Source organism: Colwellia sp. BRX10-3 (assembly GCF_014077505.1).
GTDB lineage: Bacteria > Pseudomonadota > Gammaproteobacteria > Enterobacterales > Alteromonadaceae > Cognaticolwellia.
The window spans coordinates 66,780-90,289 of the sequence record NZ_JACGWA010000011.1 but is presented as its reverse complement, the minus strand read 5'-3'; the positions used below and the strand labels follow the sequence as shown (position 1 = coordinate 90,289).

General features: G+C 37.9%; 19 protein-coding genes and 1 pseudogene. 11 read left to right on the top strand and 9 right to left on the bottom strand.

From position 1 onward, the window contains the following. Window positions 1–150 precede the first annotated feature (150 nt). Window positions 151–774, top strand: a complete 624-nt coding sequence (locus tag H4J38_RS14285) for a PolC-type DNA polymerase III (RefSeq protein ID WP_182132678.1) — start codon at window positions 151–153, stop codon at window positions 772–774. Window positions 775–880: 106 nt separating this feature from the next. Next, window positions 881–1,828 (top strand): formate dehydrogenase accessory sulfurtransferase FdhD, encoded by a 948-nt coding sequence (locus H4J38_RS14280; RefSeq protein ID WP_182132676.1) that lies wholly within the window; start codon window positions 881–883, stop codon window positions 1,826–1,828. A gap of 4 nt (window positions 1,829–1,832) precedes the next feature. Here the strand turns inward: H4J38_RS14280 and H4J38_RS17470 are convergent. Then, a pseudogene (locus H4J38_RS17470) lies at window positions 1,833–2,290 on the bottom strand (methylglyoxal synthase). Between the two features lie 205 nt (window positions 2,291–2,495). Between H4J38_RS17470 and H4J38_RS14275 the strand changes: the two are divergent. Continuing rightward, window positions 2,496–3,539: a zinc-binding dehydrogenase gene (locus tag H4J38_RS14275; protein WP_182132674.1), complete on the top strand. Its 1,044-nt coding sequence runs from the start codon at window positions 2,496–2,498 to the stop codon at window positions 3,537–3,539. On the opposite strand, the gene H4J38_RS14270 is transcribed toward H4J38_RS14275, so the two are convergent. From H4J38_RS14270 to H4J38_RS14240, 7 genes are all read right to left on the bottom strand, one after another. Then, entirely contained in the window at window positions 3,536–3,814 is a 279-nt protein-coding gene (locus H4J38_RS14270; protein WP_182132672.1) for a hypothetical protein, read from the bottom strand. The genes H4J38_RS14275 and H4J38_RS14270 overlap by 4 nt on opposite strands. Window positions 3,815–4,297: 483 nt before the next feature. After that, window positions 4,298–4,771 carry a Cys-tRNA(Pro) deacylase gene (gene ybaK / locus H4J38_RS14265; RefSeq protein WP_182132671.1) on the bottom strand — a complete coding sequence of 158 codons (474 nt, stop codon included), beginning with the start codon at window positions 4,769–4,771 and terminating at the stop codon, window positions 4,298–4,300. Between the two features lie 72 nt (window positions 4,772–4,843). Next, a complete protein-coding gene (locus tag H4J38_RS14260) occupies window positions 4,844–5,443 on the bottom strand; it encodes a membrane integrity-associated transporter subunit PqiC (protein ID WP_182132669.1) in 600 nt (199 codons plus the stop codon). Continuing rightward, entirely contained in the window at window positions 5,440–7,098 is a 1,659-nt protein-coding gene (gene pqiB / locus H4J38_RS14255; protein WP_182132667.1) for an intermembrane transport protein PqiB, read from the bottom strand. Before pqiB ends, H4J38_RS14260 begins: the two co-directional genes overlap by 4 nt. Continuing rightward, window positions 7,091–8,281 carry a paraquat-inducible protein A gene (locus tag H4J38_RS14250; protein WP_182132665.1) on the bottom strand — a complete coding sequence of 397 codons (1,191 nt, stop codon included), beginning with the start codon at window positions 8,279–8,281 and terminating at the stop codon, window positions 7,091–7,093. Before H4J38_RS14250 ends, pqiB begins: the two co-directional genes overlap by 8 nt. 310 nt (window positions 8,282–8,591) lie before the next feature. After that, on the bottom strand, window positions 8,592–9,677 hold the full coding sequence (locus H4J38_RS17370) for an OmpA family protein (RefSeq protein WP_182132663.1): 1,086 nt from the start codon (window positions 9,675–9,677) through the stop codon (window positions 8,592–8,594). A gap of 148 nt (window positions 9,678–9,825) precedes the next feature. Continuing rightward, entirely contained in the window at window positions 9,826–9,981 is a 156-nt protein-coding gene (locus tag H4J38_RS14240) for a hypothetical protein (RefSeq protein ID WP_182132661.1), read from the bottom strand. Window positions 9,982–10,107: 126 nt separating this feature from the next. On the opposite strand from H4J38_RS14240, the gene H4J38_RS14235 reads away from it, so the two are divergent. Together H4J38_RS14235 and yeiP are read left to right on the top strand one after the other, a co-directional pair. Continuing rightward, a complete protein-coding gene (locus tag H4J38_RS14235) occupies window positions 10,108–11,025 on the top strand; it encodes a M14 family metallocarboxypeptidase (RefSeq protein ID WP_182132659.1) in 918 nt (305 codons plus the stop codon). Window positions 11,026–11,108: 83 nt separating this feature from the next. Then, window positions 11,109–11,681 (top strand): elongation factor P-like protein YeiP, encoded by a 573-nt coding sequence (gene yeiP / locus H4J38_RS14230; RefSeq protein ID WP_182132657.1) that lies wholly within the window; start codon window positions 11,109–11,111, stop codon window positions 11,679–11,681. A gap of 138 nt (window positions 11,682–11,819) precedes the next feature. On the opposite strand, the gene H4J38_RS14225 is transcribed toward yeiP, so the two are convergent. Further along, a complete protein-coding gene (locus H4J38_RS14225) occupies window positions 11,820–12,335 on the bottom strand; it encodes an NUDIX hydrolase (RefSeq protein ID WP_182132655.1) in 516 nt (171 codons plus the stop codon). A 295-nt stretch (window positions 12,336–12,630) separates the two neighbouring features. Here H4J38_RS14225 and H4J38_RS14220 point away from each other — a divergent pair, with 295 nt between their 5' ends. The 6 genes from H4J38_RS14220 (at window position 12,631) to H4J38_RS14195 (ending at window position 23,464) form a co-directional block, all read left to right on the top strand. Further along, a complete protein-coding gene (locus H4J38_RS14220; RefSeq protein WP_182132654.1) occupies window positions 12,631–12,780 on the top strand; it encodes a hypothetical protein in 150 nt (49 codons plus the stop codon). Between the two features lie 475 nt (window positions 12,781–13,255). Continuing rightward, window positions 13,256–15,211, top strand: coding sequence for an alpha-amylase family glycosyl hydrolase (locus H4J38_RS14215; protein WP_182132652.1), 1,956 nt, complete (start codon window positions 13,256–13,258; stop codon window positions 15,209–15,211). Then, complete coding sequence (locus H4J38_RS14210; protein ID WP_182132650.1) at window positions 15,208–17,805, top strand: TIM-barrel domain-containing protein; 2,598 nt, start codon at window positions 15,208–15,210, stop codon at window positions 17,803–17,805. Before H4J38_RS14215 ends, H4J38_RS14210 begins: the two co-directional genes overlap by 4 nt. Before the next feature lie 303 nt (window positions 17,806–18,108). Beyond that, on the top strand, window positions 18,109–18,456 hold the full coding sequence (locus H4J38_RS14205; RefSeq protein ID WP_182132648.1) for a hypothetical protein: 348 nt from the start codon (window positions 18,109–18,111) through the stop codon (window positions 18,454–18,456). Window positions 18,457–18,669: 213 nt separating this feature from the next. After that, complete coding sequence (locus tag H4J38_RS14200; protein ID WP_259365526.1) at window positions 18,670–20,154, top strand: efflux RND transporter periplasmic adaptor subunit; 1,485 nt, start codon at window positions 18,670–18,672, stop codon at window positions 20,152–20,154. A 34-nt stretch (window positions 20,155–20,188) separates the two neighbouring features. Then, window positions 20,189–23,464 carry an efflux RND transporter permease subunit gene (locus tag H4J38_RS14195; RefSeq protein ID WP_182132646.1) on the top strand — a complete coding sequence of 1,092 codons (3,276 nt, stop codon included), beginning with the start codon at window positions 20,189–20,191 and terminating at the stop codon, window positions 23,462–23,464. The last annotated feature ends 46 nt before the right edge of the window (window positions 23,465–23,510 follow it).

The following is a 23,510-nucleotide window of genomic DNA, read 5'->3' as shown; positions in this document are numbered from 1 at the left end:
CCAAAAAACGGTTACTAAATACAGAGCATTTTAGACCCTTTGACATTAAGCGTATTAATATAGCCCTACCTATCGATGTTAATGTATCTGTTAAAAAAACTATGAGATAATTTCGTGATATTTAATACATTAGTTTTAAAGGAAGCACTAGTGTTAGCTAACTCAATTGTCGTACTTGATTTTGAAACCACGGGCTTATCACCTGATCAGGGTGATCGCGCGATTGAAATTGGTGCGGTTAAACTCGAAAATGGCATTGTTACTGACAGATTTCAAGCTTTGATGAATCCAGGTCGTCGCATCAATAGTTTTATTGAAAACTATACCGGTATTAGCAACAACATGTTGGCTTCAGCTCTTCCTTGTGCAGACGTAATGACCGACTTTGCTGACTTTATAGGCGAGAGTAATTTATTAGCGCACAATGCCTCTTTTGATTCTCGTTTTCTCGCCGCTGAATTTTCACGCTTAGGGCGTCATGTTTTAGGCGAATTTACTTGTTCATTATTAGTATCGCGACGGATTTATCAAGATGCGCCAAACCATAAGTTAGGCACATTAATTAATTATAAAAATATTGCCGCCGATGGCAGTTTTCATCGAGCGTTATTCGATGCAGAAATGACCGCTGAATTGTGGATAATAATGTTAAATGATATGAGCGAACGTTACGGATTAGATAATATCCCCTTTAGTTTAATCAAGCGCTTAGCGAGAACTCCAAAAGCACAAATAAGCAAACTTCTTACAAATTATTCGGCTAAAATAAGCTAATGTTTTTTAATGTTTATATATAAAATAAATGACTAATTTGTATAGCGGCTATTTAGCTATGCTGAAAGCTACAAGGTGTTTTTAATGACGGGCTATTACTTTTATAATGATGAATATTAAAAAATATCAACAAAAGTCTCAGCGAATAGCTCCTACAACAATTGAGTTGGCTAAGTTTCGTTATAGTACCGAAGGGCGAGTGTTGCAGCTTGACCATGTCATTATTGAACAACCTCTGCAAATACGTTTGTTGTGGCAAGCACCAAACAGCGCTGTAAATCAAAGCCAAGTGTTCTCAATTACTATGCGCACACCGGGCGACGATAAAGCGCTAATTATTGGTTTAATGTTGTCAGAAGGGGTTATTGAAGATTACCATCAGCTTGAAAGTATACTGCCAGAAATTGACGAACATGAGGCACAAGCTTCAAATGCTAAGGTTATCGAAAATCAGTGGGAAGTTAAGCTTAAAGCAGGACTTATACCTGACATTAAATCACTTGAGCGCTTTCAAGTAACTTACAGCAGTTGTGGTTTGTGTGGCACTACCTCGTTAAAGTCATTGGAAATGAAGAACCCTCCGAGTTTAAATAAAAACAAACATTGGTTAACTTTTAAAGTTATTTGTGCGATGCCAGAAATAATGCGAGCGGCACAAGCTCAGTTTGTACAAACAGGAGGATCACACGCTGCAGCTTTATTCGATGAAGTAGGGCAGTTAATTGATATTAAAGAAGATATTGGTCGCCATAATGCGCTTGATAAATTGTTTGGCGCCAGTTTAGTCGAGCGAAGTATTAGTCAATCACAATTCAGTGTATTAGTCAGTGGTCGTATTAGTTTTGAAATTGTGCAAAAAACCGTAATGGCTGGCGTTGCTGTTTTGATAGCGGTTGGAGCTCCGTCTGAGTTGGCGATATTAGCCGCTAAAAGATTTGACTTAACCTTAATTGGTTTTACCAAAAAAAGTGGTTTTAATTTATATCATGGTGATTGGCGCTTGTTGACTTTTAAAGATACAGCTAAAAAAGTTAGCCACCAAATGACAGATTAACTTTTTACACCAACTGCAATTTACGTAAGACTTCAATGTCGCTCTCGTAATCAGGAATTGATTTTTCACAAGCCTGACAAAATTTGGTGAGTTAATAATAATATTCCCGTTGCTTGATTACAAGCAACGGGAATATTCCATACAGCGGCTAAGCGCAGTAAAGCTTTTACGTCAGGGTCAAGGGGTTGAGCTTCTAGTGGCTCACATAAAAAATCAACAGATCAATTTTTTGCTCGGTGATCAGTGCGCCTATTTGTTGATCTGAGCCTAATGGTCCACTAATTTAATTTGTGAATTGTTAATGATATTTTATTGGCTAATAAACTGCTTTTTTGCAAAAGCTTATGTTGAGGTGGTTTGTCAGCGAACTTTGGCATCATTTAAGTAAGTTTGGTTTCATATTATCCTGGCAACTAATGCGATAGATTTTAATTCTGTTGTCGTGAGGCTTTTGTATTGCATGTGGCTTCTTAGAACTTAATGTAAATAGCCATTGTTTTTAATGACAATATTACCTATATACAATTTTATATTGGCACAGTTTTTAAAAGGTGTTCAATAGCTTTATTTATTATGTGCTCAATGTAAGCTTAAGTCGCTTGTCAGTAAGCTAATCTCAGGTATGCTGTTTATATAATAAAATTATACAAAAAAATAGGAGATTACTTTGTCTGAAAAAACAAGAGAAGCAGTAAAAGGTTTCGCTTTAGAACTGAGTGATAATAGCGATTTAACACCCTCGCAAAGAATAAAACGCATTGAAAAAACATTGCCTCAACTTAAGCCTGGGCAAGTATTAGTTAAAATGCTGGCCACACCTGTTAATCCCTCTGATTTAATGTATTTGTTGGGTAAGTATGGTTTAGCACCCCAAGATGGTGCTTTTGTTGGGTTTGAAGGTTGTGGCATTGTAGTAGAAGCCAACGCCGGACTTTATGGTAAGTGGTTAAAGGGAAAGCGGGTTGCTTTGTCAGCACAACCGGGCATTGATGGCGTGTGGGCTGAATATGCCATTACAAAAGCAAACTTTTGTTTACCCGTTCGAAAAGAATTAAGTGATGACCAAGCGGCAACCATTATCGTTAACCCTTGTACTTCTGTTTGCCTCGTAGAACGGGCTATAGCACTTGGCAGTAAAGCCATTGTGATTAATGCAGGGGCAAGCCAAGTAGGTAAGGGCGCTATTCGTTATGCAAAACTTAAAGGTATTAAAACCATAGCGACAGTGCGCAGTGAAGCTAATGTGAAAGTTTTGCAAGCTTTAGGTGCAGATTGCGTGTTATTAACCTCAGATGAAAATTTTGATGATTCATTAAAGCAATGGGCGAAAAAACTCAACGCTAGGGTATTGTTAGATGCAGTTGCAGCCAATGACACTCCTAGGGCTTTAAAAGCAATGCCTAATAGCTCTACAGCCTTGGTTTATGGTCGTTTAACTGAAACTCATGACGCGCTTGGCGGCTTGTTTAGTGTTGCAGATGTAATATTTCGTGATATCAGAATAGAAGGCTTTTGGTTGGCAAAATACATTGGTGATGCCTCTCCATTAAAGGTATTAGCCCTAAGTTCGAAAGTACAAAAATTATTTGCTCAAGGAATTTTTAAAACTGATATTTATGCCAGGGTAGGTTTTGATGATTTTGCTCCGGCATTAGATCATTACGCTCAACATAAAAGTGATGGTAAGGTGATATTAGTACCTAATAATTAAAAGTTATATTTTTCAATAAGTTCTTGATGATTATTAGTCATTTTGTATTTTTTCATAGTTTGATTAAATGCATTCATATCATCGCTATTTTTAAATGCGATTCTAGAAGGGCTTATTGGAAATATATAGTGGAATTGGAGATCGCTTTTTTTTTCACTTATATTGAGTTTATTTAAGTAGTATAAAAATATTTTAATATCCATCACTACTATATCAATACGTCCTAGCAGCAGTAAATCTACCTGTTTTTCTTCATTTGCGACTTGAATAAACATCGGGCTACTAGCCACTGCTGAGACAAGTTTTTCACCTCATACTTTGTGAGCCAGTAGGAATTAAGCAATAGAGTAATTCTCTATACCTCTGATATTATTGAGTAATATATTATTCATTTTAAGTGATATAGCTACATTTTGATAGTTAATATAGCTATTACATAGAGTCTTACTATTTGGAAAAGTTGTTCGTTTACTGACAAAACTGCATTGATACCTGGTAACTCGAACATTTTTTCTGAGCGATCATAAGGGATTAAAATAAATTCAGGATTTTTTCCTATATTCGATAATATGTGGTGAATTAGCTCTAATTCGAAACCCGATAGGCTTTCTTTAATGACATAGGGAGGTTTAGAAAGTCTAACCACCACTTAAATGACTGATTTGCTATACAGCATGTTAAAATCAGTGAGGTAAGGATGAACCCAATAATAATTTTTGACATATAAACGCTTAAGGCCGTGTGAATTTAGCTTAGGTTTATACTTCGCTGATAATATCAGCAAAGCTAGCTCGTGATGATAGTATAAGGTTTTCAGGCGACAATTCAATCTCTAAGCCACGCTTACCACCACTGACAAAAACGGTAGTTAATTTACTAGCACTGTTATCCAATACCTTCAATAATGGTTTTTTTTGCCCCAGTGGGCTAACACCTCCAAGTACATAACCTGTTGAGTTTTCCACTTTATTAGCCTCAGCCATTTTGATCTTTTTAGCGTTAAGGGTTTTGGCCAGTTTTTTTAAACTGAGCTGCTTTATTACCGGGATTATAGCAACGGCTAAATAAGCATTATCAACTTCAACAACGAGTGTTTTAAATACAACTTTTGAATCAACATTTAGTTTATCTACTGCTTCAAGGCCAAATGACTTGCAGCCTGCATCATGCTGATATTGATGTAATTTATAAGTAAGTTTTAATTTATTAAGTTGCTTAACTGCAGGTGTCATATCAAATTACTCACATATAATGTTTTGGAATTTAGTCTACCAATATAAACACTATTGTCGATAGCCTATGTATTATTCATCCACTAGGTTGTTGGTGATTTTTTTGGCCAATTGTGTGATCACATATCGCATTTGCTCGACAGCGTGTTCATAGCCGTTTTTATTCAGCGTTACTTCAAGATTAAAGCCATGCTCTTTTGCTTGGCTTTGCAAGCTTTTACCTTGCAGTGAATAAGTGCCTACAAGTATCGCTTGCGATTGATGTGTAGCATGAAATGAGGTTATGTTAATGACGATGACTTTGTCTACGGTATTAGCTATTTCTTGGTTTGTAGCAGGCGTCACCCTATAGTGAAAGCGACTACTTAGACTATTCAAGTCTGCTGATAAAGCTTGCGTAAAACTGCTTTGTAAGGGCTCTGCCCACATATGAAAATGCGAGTAGTGCAATTGATGACTCGAAAGTTGTAAAACTAAACTGGGCTGTTTTAAATAGTCAGGTAACTCTAATAAAGTGATGGCTATTACTGGGCTGTTTTCATCATGAATGGCTACAGTGTTTGAACTCGTTGGACTGTTAAGTAAATAATATTGCGTTTTACTCGACGGATTTGAGCTACAAGCTGCGAACAGCATAATTGATACAATAGTTACCATTAACGCCTGTTTCATTGTTGGGCTCCATTAAGTTTTGTTGGCATTGGCTCAGATGTTTCACCATTATTAAATATCAAACTATTAGGCTTATGCTTGAGCTGATTGAGCAGCGGTTTTAGTTCGTTCATTGTTGCGGTTAACGTATGTAACGTGGTGCGCAGTTCTTCATATCCTTGAGAGCCTGACGACATGTCTTTAGTTAGGGTTGTAATACCTTGTAGGGTTTTACTTAGTTGACTACTGATTTTCTGTTGTTCAACTTGACTCAATAATTTATCTAGACTTTGACTTACTCCCTGTAACTCTTGAGCGGTTTGGGTTATTTCTAGCATGAATTTATTAGCATTTTCACTCATTTTATTCAGCGGAATATTATTTAAGTTATCTATAAACTGCTCTGCTTTTGAGGTGATTTGGGTAAAATCATCACTGTTTGTCGGAATAATGGGGTAATCACCATATTTTGCTATTTCAGTGATGGGTTGGCCTTTATTATGTTGTAAATCAACGTATAAACTGCCGGTTAAAATATTACCCGTTCGCAGAACCGCTTTTAAACCCTGTTCGATCCAAAAAATATTTTGCTCTTTCATTAAGCTTTCACCTTTATCGTTGTCAGGTAAGCCGACACGACCAGGCTGTAAACTGATCAGCACAGGAATTTTAAAATCCTCCTCGATTAACTGTTCATGCTCTTGTGAGTGTATTAAATTAGTTGAACGTACTTTGCCTATTTGTACTCCTTTATATTCGACAGGTGCGCCAACTGACAATCCTCTAATAGAGTCATTAACCAGTACAACGAACTCAATTGAGCGGCGATATCTTTCATCGTCAGCTTCTTCATAACTCGCGTAAATATCAAAATATGAACGTTCGCCAATTATTTCACCAATTGCCATACCTTCAGGAATACCAAAGGTTGCTCCATTGGTTAACATAGTCTCAAAATTGCCGGTTTTAACTGATATGCCATCTGCATTTAAATCTAGCTGCAAGCCACTAACATCCCAAAATTTTGTATTACTGGTGATCAGTTGATGATAGGGGGATTTGATAAAAGCATTATAATAAACAACACGTTCTTCAAAGTTAAAATAAATATCTTCAAATTGGCCCACAGTTAAGCCTTTATAGATGATGGGATCACCTTTTGAGTAAGCAAATTGGTCATTACTATTAAGGGTTATATGTAATCCAGGGGTGCCTGCAGGGGTTAATGGCGGCGAATTTAAAGCATCAAATAAATAACGTTCGTTATTGCTTTTTCCTGGCGATATTTCAATATAAACTCCCGATATTAGAGTGCTTAGACCAGATATTCCGGCATGTGATATTTGCGGTGAAACCACCCAGAACATACTGTCGGTGACTAGAAATTGTTCAGCCGTTTTTTTTATTTTTGCTTTGACAATAACACCGTTACCATTTTTATTTAGCTCAATTTGACTGACTTCGCCAATATCAACATTACGTGACTTAATTTTTGTTTTTCCAGCTTCCATGCCTTCAGCAGTAGAAAAATGGATGATGATCTCTGTACCTGCATTACTCCATTGATAATAAATCATCCAGCAACCAATAAAGACCGCAATTAAAGGTATGAACCAGATTGTTGATACGGTTTTAATTTGCTTTACTGTTGCGTTTGCTGCTTGTGAATCATTCATATTTTTTTCTATCATTCCATATCAATTGAGGTTCAAAACTCATTGCGGCCAGCATAGTGACAATGACTAAGCCAGAAAATGCTAATGTGGCAGCGCCAGGTGTAATGCTCATAGTAGGCCCAAGCTGAATTAAGCTAGCCAAAATAATCACCACAAACACATCGATCATTGACCACCGACCGACGAACTCAGCCATACGATACCATTTTATTCTCTCTAAGCTTAATCTATGACTTTGTTTTTGAACACTATAATTTAGCCATGCTAGCACTAATATTTTAGCTACAGGTATCACAACACTGGCAATAAACACAATGGCAGCAATAGGGTAGGAGCCGCCTTTCCACAGTAAAATTACCCCACCTATGATTGTACTGGGATCGTCTTGACCCAAAAAGTGAGTGGTCATGATTGGGAAGGTATTCGCTGGTATGTACAAAATTACTGCTGTAAGCAGCAGCGCCCAAGTTTTTTGCACACTTAAAGCGTGTGTTACTGGATTTTCTTGCGCTACTTTAGAATAACTTTGTGCTATTTCGATATTATGTGCTTTCTCTACCTGAGTTAATAATTGGTAAAGCTCATGTTTATCAAGATGTAATATTACTATTGTCATCGACAATGAAAATAAAATGAACGCATAAAAAGATAAGCCCAGTTCAATTTCCGCCATTGAAATAATCTTAATTAAGCTAACCAAAGTACCAATGAGAAATATTTCTACCATGCTCCATGGTAATAACTTAAATACCATCGCTAATACCTTGCGAGCATACTTGGGATATAAGCCTTTATTCATCGGGATAAGTAAATAAATTAATGACAATAAAACCACGGTGGGGATGGCAAATATAGTCAGAAATTCAATAAGCGCTAAAAGTTGATAATTATTATCGATTAAAACAAAAAAACTTGTAATGGCATCAAAGTGATTTTCTAAACCATTGGCACTAAAAGATAAAAACTTAAAGGGCAATGAGGCCAATAAAAATATTAATGCGGTTATGGAAAAAGCGACAATTCTTGCATTAGCATTGCGGTGAAACGCACTCAATGTATAGCCACAACGTGGGCATTGTGCTTTTTGATTTTCGTTTAATTTAGGTAATCTGACTGTCAGCGCACATTCAAAGCACTGAACTTCATCTGAATATTTTTCGTTGTTTGGTAAATTGTCAGGCATTGTAAATGCCGCCCTCAATTTCAATTTTTTGTCATAGTTTAAACTAGCATAAATTTTCTATAATTTATTAAAATTATTAATGATTTTGATGATAATTGTAGCTTTATTTCTATTACTGGGTTACCTCTATCGTTAAATAATTTTGGCAAAGGATACAATGATCAATTTAATTGATGAATCGAATAAATATATCAGACAATTTAGTTAATCTTTGAATAATTTACTTTTATAAAAATAAACTATAAAAAAACGCTGTTATCAAATAATGATAACAGCGTTTTATATTTCTAAGATAAGTATTTAGACGTTATTAACGTTTAACAGGAACTTTTTTGTCTACTTTAACTTTAGCTTCAATACGTCTGTTTGCTTGATGTGCTTGCAAAGTATTATCTGTGCTTAGTAACTCTGCTTCGCCCATACCTTTCGCAGTCAAACGAGAGGCATTAACACCAAATTCATCAACTAGTACTTTAACAATTGCATCAGCGCGTTGTTGAGAAAGTTTTTGATTGAATGCGGCAGAACCTGTACTTGATGTGTGTCCTTTGATCTCTAATGAGATATGTGGATATGCTTTCAAGAAGTCAGCAGCGGCTTTAATGTTTTCTAAATATTCTGCTTTAACGATGGCTTTTGAATTATCAAATTTAACGTGTAAATGCATTGCATCATTTTCTTCGGTAAAAATGGTACAACCATTACTGTCAACTTTATTGTCAGCGGGTGTCGCTTTACATTGATCTTTACTATCAATAACACCATCACCGTCAGTATCTATAATCATGGCAACAACTGGGGCTGCTTTTGCTGGTGCAGATTCAACTACAGGTTTAGTGCGTACAATTTTCTTTTGTGTATCGCCAAAAAAGTAAATAAAACCAATTTGGGCACTTAAGTCGGTATAGACATTATCTATTTGATAGTAACCATTACCTTCAAAATAAACTGCACTACGGTCAGTAATATAATGACGGTAGCCGGCACCAATGTTCACAGACAATTTGGTTTCAATAACGTCTATGGCACTCGCTCCAGCCATAACATAAAAGTTTTCTTTGTTCGGAAAATAAAGATAATTTAATGCGATATTTGAACCTGATGGTGTACTTGGTGCCCAACCTACTCTAGTTAAGTTTAGGTTAGTATAGGATAATCTTAACTCTGAAAATTCACTATAACGATGTCCAATTTCAGCACCCATGCCATTAGCATGTTTGATAAAATCAACATCATTAGATGTGAGTCTATCGTCGTCAGTATCTAACCTTGTACCATGAATACCGACATATGTTTTACCGACAAGATCTTCTGCTTTTGGTGCCTCTTGTGCGTTAACACCCAATGCACAGAGTAGACTTGAAATTAATAAAATTGATTTTTTTTGTTGGCTCACAATAAAATTCCTTTTGACGTAAATGTTAATAAATTGTTTCATACATACTATGTTATGGCAAATGAGAAGGGATTGCAGCATTTATATGGGAATTAATGCCGTAAATAGAGTTATTTATAAAATATTAACCATTTTTTATCTGAAATAATTACTGCCAGTCGATAATGCCATAATTAGCCAATAATTGATTAAGCTTACCTGAACGACAGTATTCGATAATACCTTGATCTATTATCTGCAAAAGCTGACATTCATTAAAAAGTGGTAGTGCTTTAGTTTCATTTAACCAACCAAGTGTTGCCATTGAAATTTAGACGTTATGTGTTAATACTTACATTAAATTGTTTCAGGTATATTTGATTCTTGTCATGCCTAGGTATAATACAATTTCTAACCGTAAACTTAGTGTATAAACTTATTAGGTAACTTTATGAATTCAGAAGCAGCATATCCTATTGGCGAGCAGGGCAAAAAATGGACTGATGGCGATAAGGAAATATGGTTTCAACACCAGCAAAAAAAACGCAGCTACTTTGAAGAGGTTGTAACTAAATTAGATGGTTTAAGTGAACGTTATACTATCGAGCAGTACGGGAGTTTACTTTATGATGAAGAAAATTATCCATTATATGCTTTAAAATCATCAAATTGGAAAGAAGATAAACCCACTATTTTAATCACAGGCGGTGTACACGGTTATGAAACTAGTGGTGTTCAAGGTGCAATTCGGTTTCTTCATACCGCTGATAAGCCATTTCAAGATGCCTTTAACTTTGTAGTTTTACCTTGTATTAGTCCGTGGGGTTATGAAACGATTAATCGTTGGAATCCATTAACTATCGACCCTAATCGCTCGTTTTATGAGAATAGCCCCGCACAAGAGTCATCAGCGGTTATGATGTATATGAAAACACTGGGTGTTGAGTTTATAGCGCATATAGATCTTCACGAGACCACAGATACCGATAATAGTGAATTTAGACCTGCACTTGCCGCAAGAGATGCAATTGAGCAAAAAAACTGGAATATACCTGATGGTTTTTATTTAGTTGCTGATAGCGCTAAACCTCAAGCTATGTTTCAAAAAGCTATCATAATGGCAGTAGAAAAAGTCACACACATTGCTCCTGCAGACAATCAAGATAAATTAATAGGTGTACCTTTAGCGCAAGCGGGTGTTATTAACTATGCGGCTCGTGAATTGGGTTTATGTATGGGCTTAACCGACGCGCCATATGTTACAACCACTGAGGTATATCCAGATAGTCCAAGTGCTGATGATGAAAGTTGTATCATTGCTCAGGTGGCCGTTATTACCGGCGCATTAAATTATTTAATGGCGCTTTAACCAAGGTATTTAACCGATAACTTCTTGCATAATAAGCTATACATGCTATTTTTCTTGCATAAATTTAATGAGGATGGTTTTTCATGCCAAAAGCTAGTGATATAAAAAAGAATGCCGCTATAGAATATAACGGAAAAGTAATGATAGTTAGAGATATTGAGCGTTCAGTCCCTCAAGGTCGTGCCGGTGGTAGTTTATACAGAATGCGTATGTATGATGTAGTAACAGGCGGTAAAGTTGATGAAACATTTAAAGCTGACGATATGCTCAATTTTGCAGATTTAACCCGTCGTCCAGCGATGTTTTCTTATATTGATGGCGAAGAATACGTCTTTATGGATAATGAAGACTACACACCATATAACCTGAACGAATCGTCAGTTGCTGAAGAAGTTTTATTCATTAATGAAGAAACTCAAGGCTTACAAGTGATTATTGTTGACGGTGTACCTGTAGCGGTTGATTTACCGTCAAGTGTTGAGTTGGTTATCACAGAAACCGACCCGTCAATTAAAGGTGGTTCAGCGACAGCTCGAACTAAACCTGCCATTTTATCAACGGGCTTAACGGTGCAAGTGCCAGAGCACGTTTCAACCGGTGATAAAATAAAAATTAACACAGAAGATCGTAAATTTATGGGCCGTGCTGATAAATAATCCGATTTGAGATTAACTTTATACAACAACAGCATTCAAATTTTTGCTGTATAAAATTTAAAAAACCAGTTAATTATTTAACTGGTTTTTTATTGTGTTGGTAAATACGCTCTATGCCTACATTAGCGAGATATTATTTTAAAGCAATTCAGCGACTATACGTTTGAGTAAAAAGGTTTCACGCTCAATCGACAAACCTTTTTTGTCACTATTTTTTATTACCAATTCATTGTGTTTAATGGCGTCATGGATATTCATCCATAGGGGCTGCATACCATTTTTCAGCTCGTGGGGTTCAAATTCTGGCGCTAGTAGCTCTTGGTCTATGTCACAGGTATAACAATAAGAAAGCATATGCATAATATCATAATCTGCTTTATACCAATTACGATATTCCTCATAGTAACCAAATGATTGAATGTTAGTGACATTTTGTGCACCGGTTTCTTCGCGCAATTCACGAATAAGACCAGTAATATTATCTTCACCCTCATCAATACCGCCACCAGGCAAACTGTAATCGTGATATCGCTTTGTATAAAGCAATAGAATATTTTCACCGTTTAATACAATGGCGCGTGTCGCTCTGCGCGTAAAGTGATGATTAACATTTGGATGTAGGTCGGTTACTTGGGTTGATTTTAATAAACGCATAAATAACATTTTTGATAAGTGTTCATCATTAATGGGGATAGTTATCGCTTAAATCAATAGTGAGTTGAATACAGTTTAGAGACTGCGAATGAAAGTCTTCTTGAAAGCTTTCTAAATGAGCTTTTTCAACGTCTTAAGGTTACAGGTTACATTTCGATGACTTGTTTTTTGTTTCGTTTTTGTTGTGACTTGAAGGTGTTGGCTTTCGTTGTGAAATTTAATTTGTATTTTTACGAGTAAAATGAAACCTGTTATGTAATAATACAAGGGTTGTAACGTGAATTAGGAGAGCATTATGGCTCACGAAGAAACAGTCAAAGTAATAGAACCTAGCGACAAGGCTACGGGAATGCAAAAAACTATTGAGCAGCAGTTAACTGACGCCAATGATCAAATTGAAGATCTAAGAATGCAAATTGCTTGGTTAGAACGCTCTTACGAATAAAACCGTCATTATTTTATAAAGGCCAGTGTGATACTTTCATACTGGCCTTTTTTCTTTGTATTAGCCGCGGTTATTGAATTTAAGTAAAATCCCATCTGAATTTATAATCCCAATTTTATTACTTTATTGCCCACTTGCTGCTAGGTAAATTAGTTTAAACCTTTGCTGTTCATATGTATTTGAGCACATAGATTTATCGGAATAAAAGCTTTTGATTTAAATCCAATAGCGAGCTGTTGATGAATCGAGTACCTTGCTTTATTTTTCCTGCGCACAATAAAATCACAAAGTTAAGATGCTGATCGTGCATTTCAGCCGTTTAGTGGCATGATCCGAAATTAAATAGCTTATGAATTCGTATGCAAATGGCAAGGTCGCATTTAAATGTGTACTCTCGAAATATTGTATTTGTATTGCTTAACCCTGAGCACTTAATTTTTTGTCAGGTAAGCAGTTAACTCGAAAGGTTCTTAAAATGCGCTGTTGTCTATTTAAATTATCTAAAATTGACTCTCGGAAAATTACCCTTGCTAGTCTATTTATTAGTAGTTGTCTCGTTGCTTGCACACCTAAAAATGAAAAGTCGATTAATGTAGCTGATTTAAAGCTTGTACAGCAAAGCGTAGAGATGAAAAAGCAGGAACATGTAGGAAAACCTGTAGTTTATCAAGTGTTCACCCGTTTATTTGGTAATAAAAATACCACGAATAAACCTTGGGGAACGATAGATGAAAATGGTGTGGGTAAATTTAGTGACTTTACTGATACGGCATTACTCGGTATTAAAGCGTTAGGTGTTAGTCATATTTGGTACACAGGCGTTCCACATCATGCCTTGATTGGTGACTATACAAAATTTGGCATTAATAATGACGACCCAGATGTAGTAAAGGGTCGCGCAGGCTCGCCTTATTCTGTTAAAGATTACTACAGTGTTAATCCAGACTTAGCCGATAATCCCGCTAAACGCTTAGAGGAATTTGAAGCCTTAATTGCCAGGACGCATCAACAAGGCATGAAAGTGATTATCGATATTGTGCCAAATCATATTGCAAGAGACTATCAATCGTTAGGTAAACCTAAAGGTGTGCGTGACTTTGGTGCTGATGATGACAAAACGGTTGAGTTTTCTGCGGAGAATGATTTTTATTATGTTGTTGGACAAGACTTTAAAGTGCCAACATCTGATGATGGTTATGCACCACTCGGTGGTGAAAAACACCCGTTAGCCGATGGGATATTTAACGAGTCACCCGCAAAGTGGACTGGCAATGGTTCTCGTGCAGCGCAACCTAGCATTAACGATTGGTATGAAACCGTAAAAGTGAACTATGGTGTTAAGCCTGACGGCAGTTATACCTTCGCAACTTTACCTGAAACATACCGTTTTAAAAGTTATCAAGCGCATAGTGAATTTTGGCGTAATAAAAAAGTGCCTAATTCTTGGTTGAAATTTCGAGATATAACCCAGTTTTGGTTAGCCAAAGGGGTTGATGGTTTTCGCTACGACATGGCTGAAATGGTGCCAGTTGAGTTTTGGAGTTATTTAAACTCAGCCATAAAAATGACCAATAAAGATGCTTTTATATTGGCAGAAGTTTACAACCCCAAACAATATAGAAACTATATTCAGCTAGGAAAAATGGATTACTTGTATGACAAAGTCGATTTTTATGATCGCCTGAAAGATATTATGCAAGGTCACGGCAATACCGCTGATTTAGCGAATATTCAGCAGCGTTACAGTGACATTGAGCAACACTTATTACATTTTTTAGAAAACCATGATGAGCAACGCATTGCCAGCCCTGACTTTGCTGGTAGTGCTGAAAAAGCAAAGCCTGCCATGGTGGTTTCAGCGTTAATTAGTCGCTCGCCAACCATGATTTATTTTGGCCAGGAAGTTGGTGAAGATGGTAGTGAAGAAACTGGCTTTGGCGACCCAACTCGTACCACTATTTTTGATTATGCGGGCGTACCTGCACATCAACGCTGGATGAATGGCGGTAAGTTCGACGGTGGACAGTTGACTGAAAGTGAGCAAAACTTGCGTGACTTTTATCAACGATTAATGACAATTTCAGCCCAAAATAGCGCTATGTTAGGCAGTTACCGCAGCTTACATGACAATAACCGTAAAGCGTTAAGCACTTATAATCATCAGCAATTTGCTTTTGTTCGTTGGCAAGCACAAGAGAAGTTAGTCGTAGTCAGCAATTTTGATAGTGAAAGTAGCTATGAATATAGTTTGCAATTACCGAGTAACTTAGTCAATGAGTGGCAATTACCGGCGGGCGAATACCCGTTAGTAGACTTACTTTATGGTAGCCCAAATACCCTAACGGTTCACCGTGATAAAACGGCCACTGTTAAAGTTACTATGTCGCCATTAAGCTCTTTTGTTTATCAACTACAAGCGGTTAAGTCATGATGAAAAAATCTTTTTTTGAATATAAAACTGTGATGACATCTAGCGTTTTATATCTTATTGCCTTGATTTTAATATCTATTAGCTGGCAAGGATTAACTCGTGATTATATTACTCATCAATTATCAGCTAACACCTTAGAAGTCACTACTAGCGATGGTATAGTTGAAATTAATGCGCTTAATCAATCTGCGTTCGAAGTACATTATCAACCCGTTGGCTTTAAGCAATTACCATCATTTGCCATTGACAAAAATAGTACGTTAAACAATAACGATGATAGAAACTTAACGGTTGTAGAGTCAGAAAAACAGTTAACGTTGAGCAGTAAAACCTTGGTGGCCATCATCAATAAATCACCTTTTAGTATTCGTTATACCAAACCTAATGGCGATTACATTGCCTCTGAAGAGCTTGGGCTTTTTACTCAGCAAGCTCAGGTTGTAGTGCGAAAAGTAAAAGTAAAAGAAAAAGCAATAACTGATATAAGTCCACTTGTCGTTGGTAACGAGGTAATTGAAACAGCTGACTTAAATGCACAACCACCAATAGAATTCACCCTAGGTTTTCGTTTTAAATTACAACTTCAAGAGAAAATTTTAGGTGGCGGTCAACGCGTGTTGGGCATGGATCGTCGTGGTCAAAAAATGCCACTATACAACCGTGCACATTACGGATACGAGGATCACTCAAACCAAATGTATTATGGTTTGTCGGCCATTATGTCGAGTAACAAATATATTATTGTCTTCGATAATTCAGCGAACGGTGAACTTGATATTGGCCATGACGAAGCCGATATATTGCAGTTTAGTGCCGTTGGTGGTCGCACGTCTTACCTTATTATTAGCGGTGATAGTTATCCCAAATTAATTGAAAACTTAGTTGATGTTACCGGTAAACAACCACTACCCCCACGTTGGAGTTTAGGTAATATTGCCAGCCGTTTTGGCTACCATAGCGAGCAAGAAGCGCGTGCTGTGGTACAAAAATATCATGATGAAGACTTTCCGCTTGACGCTATTGTGTTTGATTTATATTGGTTCGGTCCTGATATAAAAGGCCATATGGGTAATTTAAATTGGGACAAAAAGGCATTTCCAACGCCAGTTGATATGATCAAAGACTTTAAAGCCGAAGGTGTTAATACCATTATGATCACCGAACCCTTTATTTTAACGTCTTCAAGTCAATGGCAAAGTGCGGTTGAAAATAGCGCCTTAATGAAAAATGCCCAGGGGCAACCTGAAAAGTTTGACTTCTATTTCGGCAATACCGGTTTAGTCGATGTTTTTGATGAAAAGAGTCAAGACTGGTTTTGGCAATATTATCAACACCTCGCCGAGCAAGGTGTTGCTGGCTGGTGGGGCGACTTAGGCGAACCTGAAGTGCATCCAGCGAATGGATTACATAACTTTGCCGGTGGTAAAGTTACGGGTGATGAGGTGCATAATGCATATGGTCATAAATGGGCTGAAATGGTTTTTAAAAGGTTACAAAAATTTCAACCAGAAACACGGCCATTTATCTTAATGCGTTCAGGTTTTATTGGTTCACAACGTTACGGTATGGTGCCGTGGACAGGTGATGTCAGTCGCAGTTGGGACGGTTTTAAACCACAAGTCGAATTAGCACTACAAATGAGCGTGCTTGGTTTAAGTTACATCCATTCAGATTTAGGTGGTTTTGCTGGCGATGGCCCGATAGATAAAGAACTCTATATCCGTTGGTTACAATACGGTGTTTTTCAACCTGTATATCGCCCACACGCTCAGGAAAATGCCAAACCAGAGCCGATATTTCATGACACTGAAACTAAAGATATTTTACGTGAATACGTTAAGTTACGTTATCAGTTAATGCCTTATATTTACTCATTAAGTATTGAAAATAGCTTAACGGGTATGCCGATCATGCGGCCGATGTTTTTTGAAGATGAAAGTAAACTCGGTCTCATTGATGAAAAAGACAGTTATTTTTATGGCGATGCCTTACTGGTAGCGCCCGTTACTGAACAAGGTGCTCGTAGTGTAGAGGTGAACTTACCCACAGGTGTTTGGTTTAACTTTTGGAACGATCAACGTTATCAAGGAAGCCAAAAAACCACGATAGCAGCACCGCTAAATCAAACGCCGGTGTTAGTTCGAGGTGGCGCTTTTATTCCTATGGTTGAAGCTGTGCTATCAACCAAAGACTACAACACTAATAATTTAACCTTACATTATTACGCTGACGCATCGGTAAAATCATCTTCTGCCGTGATGTATAACGATGATGGTGAAGATCCGAAATCAATCGCTAACGGTGACTATGAAACACTGACCTTTAATGCGGTTCAACAAGGAAACAACTTGTCACTTAACTTACAACAAGCGGGCGACTTCTCAAGAATGCCTGCATCACGTCAATTGAGCGTAGTGATCCATCATCACAAAAATACTCCAGCGAAAATAAAAGTTAATAATAAGTCGATAAAACTAGTAGCGAATCAACAGCAGTTAACTGATCACACTATTGCTGCTTGGTATGATAGCAATACTAAGCAACTGCAAATTAAGGCTGAGTGGAATAAAACAGTTAATATAGCTATAAATTAAATGAGCTCATGAGCATTAACTTTGTTTAGTGCTCATTGTTTAGTGCTCATTGTTTAATGCTCATAGTTCTTGAAGTACCACGTGCTTTTTAATACAAATATATACTGTTGATTTGTATTAAAATGTTATTGCTTTTTTATGTAATATCGAGCTCTCCTTGAAGGTTACACAATTTTTTAACTACTTAAACCAAAATACAATAAGCGGTGAACACTCACAGGTTGAAGCCCACTAACAATTAACTTACACTGTTGTTTCGTTGTTAAGAGAACTAAAGCTGTGTTTAATCGTCTGTTAATTATAATGTTTGCTCTTTTGTTTGCTGGTCAAACAATTGCGTCTGCTTTTGATTTACACAGCAGCCACCAAGATACTGACTCAACACAAAACTTGTCTCATCGTAACTTAGCTGAATCACATAAATCTCATCAAGAAGGCGCGTTAGCTAATACGCTTAATAATGCTGATGTCGGTGAGCAAGACCCATACGATTGTCATCATTGCTGCCATTGTCATGCGCCATCCGTTGTTTATATTACCTGTAATATTGCAACAAGCTTTATGCACAAAAGTAATGATAATATTTTGACTAGAAAAGTAGCCTTAGTGTCACTTTGGATAACACCCGAACATCGCCCACCTATAGTTTAAAACTTACCTCAAATTTATCTGAACATGCAATACGCTGGTTTGGATATTTATGCTTTGTTAATCGATATATTTTGTTTACTTTAACAACACTCAGCTGAGTTATTTGCTTTATGCAACTCAGTGCTGCGTGATGCGTTTTAGTCAATCAAATCAATAAACCTCGATTTTCAATCTTAAAAAGTCATCTTAAAAAACAAAATTAAGAGTATCACTATGAGTAAGTTTCACCTTAGCAGCCTTAATATGGCTGCGCTATTTTTACGTTATATTTCAAGTTGTTCAAATCTAAATTCTCTAGCAAAATTTGCTGTTTTAGCACGTACATTCACTTTTAGGAGAGGTGCAGGTTTATTAATACCTTTAACCTTAACCATGGTGTTTAGTACTTCAGTAATGGCACAGGTAGCCGATTCGACAGCTGAAGAATCATCTGCAATACCTGCAATATTATTAGAAAACCATGCCAGTCATGCTCACAAAGAAAGTAAAAAAACTGAGCAAAAAGCACATAATACTAAAGTAGCTCCACACCAACATGGTGAAGAAGTTGGTGAAGAAGTTGGTAAAGAAGTTCATGTGAATGAAGGCGATAAAAATGATGTTAGCCAAGGCTTTTCTCAAAGCGCTTTACAAGCTTTATCAAGCGGTAATGAATCTTTAGAAGATAACCATCAAGAAGGTGTAAGTTTCAGTGCTGAAAAAATGGCACTTGCCGGTATTGAAATTTCAGCAATATCAGCAAAAATATTTGCCAGTCATGTTTATGCACCAGGTGAGATTAAAGTCAATGGCTATAAAAGCTATATTGTTTCTCCGCGCACTGAGTCTGTGGTGGTTTCTCGTCATGCCACATTAGGGCAACATGTTGAAAAGGGCGATGCTTTAGTCACTCTGTTTAGTGAATCGGTTGCCGAGGCACAAGCGAAATATCGTGTTGCCTATAATGACTGGCAACGAAATAAAAAGCTCGGTAAGGAAACTGTGAGTGAAAGCCAGTTATTAAGCGCAGAAACCGATTATATTTCTGCCTACAGCCGTTTGAAAGCCTTTGGTTTAACTGAAGGTGCTATTGCACAAATTGTTAAGGGTAACTTGTTAAATGCTTATGTTGAGGAACTTGGTGAGTACACCTTAATTGCGCAACGAGCAGGAGCGGTACTCAGTGATGATTTCTCGCAAGGGCAGAGGGTTTCAGCTGGAGACGCCATTATGGTGTTAGCCGATGAAAGTGAACTTTGGGTTGAAGCGCGCGTATCGCCAAATAAACAATTGAACTTACCCAAAGGCACGCAAGCGATTATTGAAATGGCTGATCAATATTTTGTCGCCACTGTCATTCAAGAGGCACATACCATAGACCCAAAAACGCGTACTCGTATTGTACGTTTGGCGGTTAAGAATGATCACGACCGTCTTCATCCTGGCATGTTCGTTAATGTAAATTTTAGCTTTGAAACTAACGCGGCAGTAATGGCGGTACCCGAATCAGCACTTATGCGCTCAAATGATGGTGATTGGACTGTGTTTGTTGAAGATCATCCCGGAGAGTTTACGGCGGTTGAAGTAACATTAGGTCGTTCATTAGGGCGTTATCGTGAAATTATTGGCCTAGATCCATTAACTCGTATTGTGACAAAAGGTGCATTTTTTGTGGCCTCTGAAATAGCTAAAGGCGGCTTTGACCCGCATAACCATTAATTCATCAATAGCGAAGAAGTAGGAGCAGAATATTATGTTTAATAAAATGATAGATTTTTCTGTCAATAATCGCCTATTGGTGATGTTGATGTTAATGGCAACACTGGTTGGCTCAGTGTTTATAATTCCAAAATTAAATTTAGATGCTTTCCCTGATGTGACTAACGTCCAAGTTGCAATAAATACAGAGGCACCAGGCTTAGCGGCAGAAGAAGTAGAGCAACTTATTACTTACCCTATTGAAGCGGTAATGTATGCCATGCCGGATGTTGAGCAAGTGCGCTCAATTTCAAAAACCGGTTTATCGGGTGTTACGGTGGTTTTTAAGGAAGGCACTGATATTTACTTTGCCCGTCAATTAGTATTTGAACGTTTACAAGCGGCGAAAGAATTAATACCACAAGGTGTGGGTACTCCGGAAATGGGGCCAAATACCTCAGGATTAGGACAAGTATTTCAATACTTACTGATTGCTGATGAAGATGCCGGATATGACGCGATGGCGTTACGAAGCCTTAACGATTGGATTGTTAAGTTATTGCTGATGCCGGTCGATGGCGTGACCGACGTATTATCGTTCGGCGGTAATGTTCGTCAATACCAAGTGAATATTGAACCCAGTAAATTACTCTCTTATGAGCTTAGCCAAAGCGATATTGTTAGCGCGCTAGAAAATAACAATAGCAATGTCGGTGGTTGGTACATGAATCGGGGGCAAGAGCAATTAGTAGTGCGCGGAACTGGTTGGTTTAGTGGGGGGGCAGCGGGCTTGACTGATATTCAACAAGTTCCGGTTAAAACGGTTGATGGTACGGTAATTACGGTTGCGGATGTCGCCACCGTTGAACTTGGCAGTGAAATTCGCCAAGGTGCGGCCACTATGACTAGACGTAGCAAAAATGGTGATATTGAAAGCCTTGGTGAAGTGGTTTCTGGCATCGTACTTAAGCGTATGGGCGCAAATACAAAGTCGACCATTGATGGTATTAATGCGCGCTTACCTTTAATTGAACAAGCACTGCCAAAAGGTGTGCGTTTTGAAGCTTTTTACGATCAGTCTGACTTAATAGTGAAAGCGGTTAATACTGTCGTTGAGTCACTTATTCTTGCGTTTATTTTTATCGCCATTGTACTAGCTTTGTTTTTAATGAACTTGCGTGCAACCTTTCTAGTATTAATATCCATTCCTATTTCAATAGCGATAACGCTAATGATCATGTCGTACTTGGGTTTATCGGCAAATCTAATGTCTCTTGGTGGAATAGCCGTGGCTATTGGCATGTTGGTTGATGGCTCAGTAGTGATGGTTGAAAACATGTTTAGGCATCTTAATCGACCTGATGAAGCACATTTAAGTAGCGCGATTGCTCGCAATGAAAGTGCGGGCTTAATTACTGCTCCAAAAGTAAGTGATAAAGAATCGAATAATAGCGCGCTGAGTGAGCGTAAAGCTGCTGACCCTGACCCGCATGATGTGGTGCACGATGACGGTAGCGGAATACCATTAAGATTAAAGCAAGCAGGTAAAGAGGTTGCTCGGCCAATATTTTTTGCGGCGTCAATTATTTTAGTGGTATTTATGCCGCTATTTAGCTTTGAGGGTGTTGAAGCTAAATTGTTTCAACCTATGGCGATAAGTATTATTTTAGCGGTAATTTCGGCTATTTTTGTCGCTTTGATTGTTGTGCCTGCTATGGCGACATATATGTTTAAAAAAGGTGTTAAAGAGCGTGAAAGTATTATTTTACGCCCACTTGAACGCTGGTATCGCAAAAGTTTAGCTATCGCGATGCATCAGACCAAAGTGGTTATTGGTATCTCATTGATATTGCTGTTTAGTGCCATGGCTATAGTGCCGCAAATAGGCACAGAGTTTGTGCCCGAATTAGAAGAGGGGACGATTAACCTGCGCGCTACATTGGCCCCGTCTTCAAGCTTAGCTACTGCATTGCAAGTAGCTCCCATATTAGAAGAAAAGTTAATGGCTTTTCCTGAGGTTGACTATGCCCTTAGCCGTATGGGAAGAGCTGAAATTGGCGGTGATCCTGAACCTGTAAACAACATCGAGATTTATATTGGTTTGAAACCGGTTAGTGAGTGGACTAGTGCGAGCGACCGTTACGAACTTCAGCGCTTAATGGCAATAGAGTTAGAGCAATTCCCAGGCTTGTTGCTTAATTTCTCACAACCTATTGCTACCCGTGTAGATGAATTATTGTCGGGGGTAAAAGCGCAATTAGCGATTAAACTTTTTGGACCTGATTTAACTATTCTCGCATTAAAAGGGCAAGAGATTGAAAGCGCAATTAAATCGGTAGAGGGTGCTCGCGATGTTGCCATGGAACAAATTGTTGGTGAAGCGCAATTAGTGATTAAGCCAGATAGAGAACAATTGTCTCGTTTTGGCTTTTCTGTTGGCGACGTAATGTCATTGGTACAAAATGGTATCGGCGGTATTACTGCTGGCCAAGTTATTAATGGCAACGAACGTTATGATATTTATGTGCGCTTACAGGAGAAGAGTCGCAATAGCCGTGATGCCATTGCGGAGATTCGTCTGCAATCGCCTACGGGTGCTTGGGTGCGTTTAGGCGACATTGCCGATATTTCGCTTGAATCTGGGCCACCACAAGTGCGTAGAGATGATGTGCAACGCCGAGTGGTTATTCAAGCCAATGTGCAAGACCGAGACATGGGCAGTGTTGTAGCTGATATTCGTGCGGTTATTGCCGCCAATGTTGATTTACCTGCAGGCTATTCAGTCGCTATTGGTGGTCAATTTGAAAATCAGCAGCGCGCGCAGGCTAGACTCGCTATAGTTTTACCTGTGTCATTAGGTTTAATTGCATTATTGCTATATTTTGCTTTTGGCTCAATAGGGCAAGCCATGCTAATTTTGGTGAATGTGCCATTAGCTATTATAGGTGGTGTGTTTTCATTATACCTTTCAGGGCAATATTTATCAGTACCAAGCTCTGTAGGTTTTATTACATTGTTTGGTGTGGCGGTATTAAATGGTGTGGTGATGGTGGAAAGTATCAACCAAAGAATTCAAGGTGGCTCAGTGGTTTCAAAAGCTGTATTTGAAGGCGCAACTTCACGTTTACGACCCGTACTGATGACGGCGATAACTTCTGCGTTAGGTTTAATTCCTATGTTAATGTCTAATGGTGTAGGAGCCGAAATACAAAGGCCTTTAGCGAGCGTTATTGTTGGTGGGCTAGTAACGGCAACTTTGCTAACATTATTTGTATTACCGGTGCTTTTTAGTTGGTTTTCGAAGGCTAAAATAGTGGAATTGAAACGTTAATTTAGCGAATGAAAGCTAGCGTTTTTATAGTGCATGAATAAGGTCA

What these genes read in the sequence shown, in the direction of transcription:
- H4J38_RS14250 (WP_182132665.1), bottom strand. Translation starts at nt 8,281, where the DNA reads ATGCCTGACAATTTACCAAACAACGAAAAATATTCAGATGAAGTTCAG.
- H4J38_RS14280 (WP_182132676.1), top strand. Translation starts at nt 881, where the DNA reads ATGATGAATATTAAAAAATATCAACAAAAGTCTCAGCGAATAGCTCCT.
- H4J38_RS14215 (WP_182132652.1), top strand. Translation starts at nt 13,256, where the DNA reads ATGCGCTGTTGTCTATTTAAATTATCTAAAATTGACTCTCGGAAAATT.
- H4J38_RS14270 (WP_182132672.1), bottom strand. Translation starts at nt 3,814, where the DNA reads ATGTTTATTCAAGTCGCAAATGAAGAAAAACAGGTAGATTTACTGCTG.
- H4J38_RS14220 (WP_182132654.1), top strand. Translation starts at nt 12,631, where the DNA reads ATGGCTCACGAAGAAACAGTCAAAGTAATAGAACCTAGCGACAAGGCT.
- ybaK (WP_182132671.1), bottom strand. Translation starts at nt 4,771, where the DNA reads ATGACACCTGCAGTTAAGCAACTTAATAAATTAAAACTTACTTATAAA.
- H4J38_RS14210 (WP_182132650.1), top strand. Translation starts at nt 15,208, where the DNA reads ATGATGAAAAAATCTTTTTTTGAATATAAAACTGTGATGACATCTAGC.
- H4J38_RS14205 (WP_182132648.1), top strand. Translation starts at nt 18,109, where the DNA reads ATGTTTGCTCTTTTGTTTGCTGGTCAAACAATTGCGTCTGCTTTTGAT.
- H4J38_RS14240 (WP_182132661.1), bottom strand. Translation starts at nt 9,981, where the DNA reads ATGGCAACACTTGGTTGGTTAAATGAAACTAAAGCACTACCACTTTTT.
- H4J38_RS14200 (WP_259365526.1), top strand. Translation starts at nt 18,670, where the DNA reads ATGAGTAAGTTTCACCTTAGCAGCCTTAATATGGCTGCGCTATTTTTA.
- H4J38_RS14260 (WP_182132669.1), bottom strand. Translation starts at nt 5,443, where the DNA reads ATGAAACAGGCGTTAATGGTAACTATTGTATCAATTATGCTGTTCGCA.
- H4J38_RS14195 (WP_182132646.1), top strand. Translation starts at nt 20,189, where the DNA reads ATGTTTAATAAAATGATAGATTTTTCTGTCAATAATCGCCTATTGGTG.
- H4J38_RS14235 (WP_182132659.1), top strand. Translation starts at nt 10,108, where the DNA reads ATGAATTCAGAAGCAGCATATCCTATTGGCGAGCAGGGCAAAAAATGG.
- pqiB (WP_182132667.1), bottom strand. Translation starts at nt 7,098, where the DNA reads ATGAATGATTCACAAGCAGCAAACGCAACAGTAAAGCAAATTAAAACC.
- yeiP (WP_182132657.1), top strand. Translation starts at nt 11,109, where the DNA reads ATGCCAAAAGCTAGTGATATAAAAAAGAATGCCGCTATAGAATATAAC.
- H4J38_RS14225 (WP_182132655.1), bottom strand. Translation starts at nt 12,335, where the DNA reads ATGCGTTTATTAAAATCAACCCAAGTAACCGACCTACATCCAAATGTT.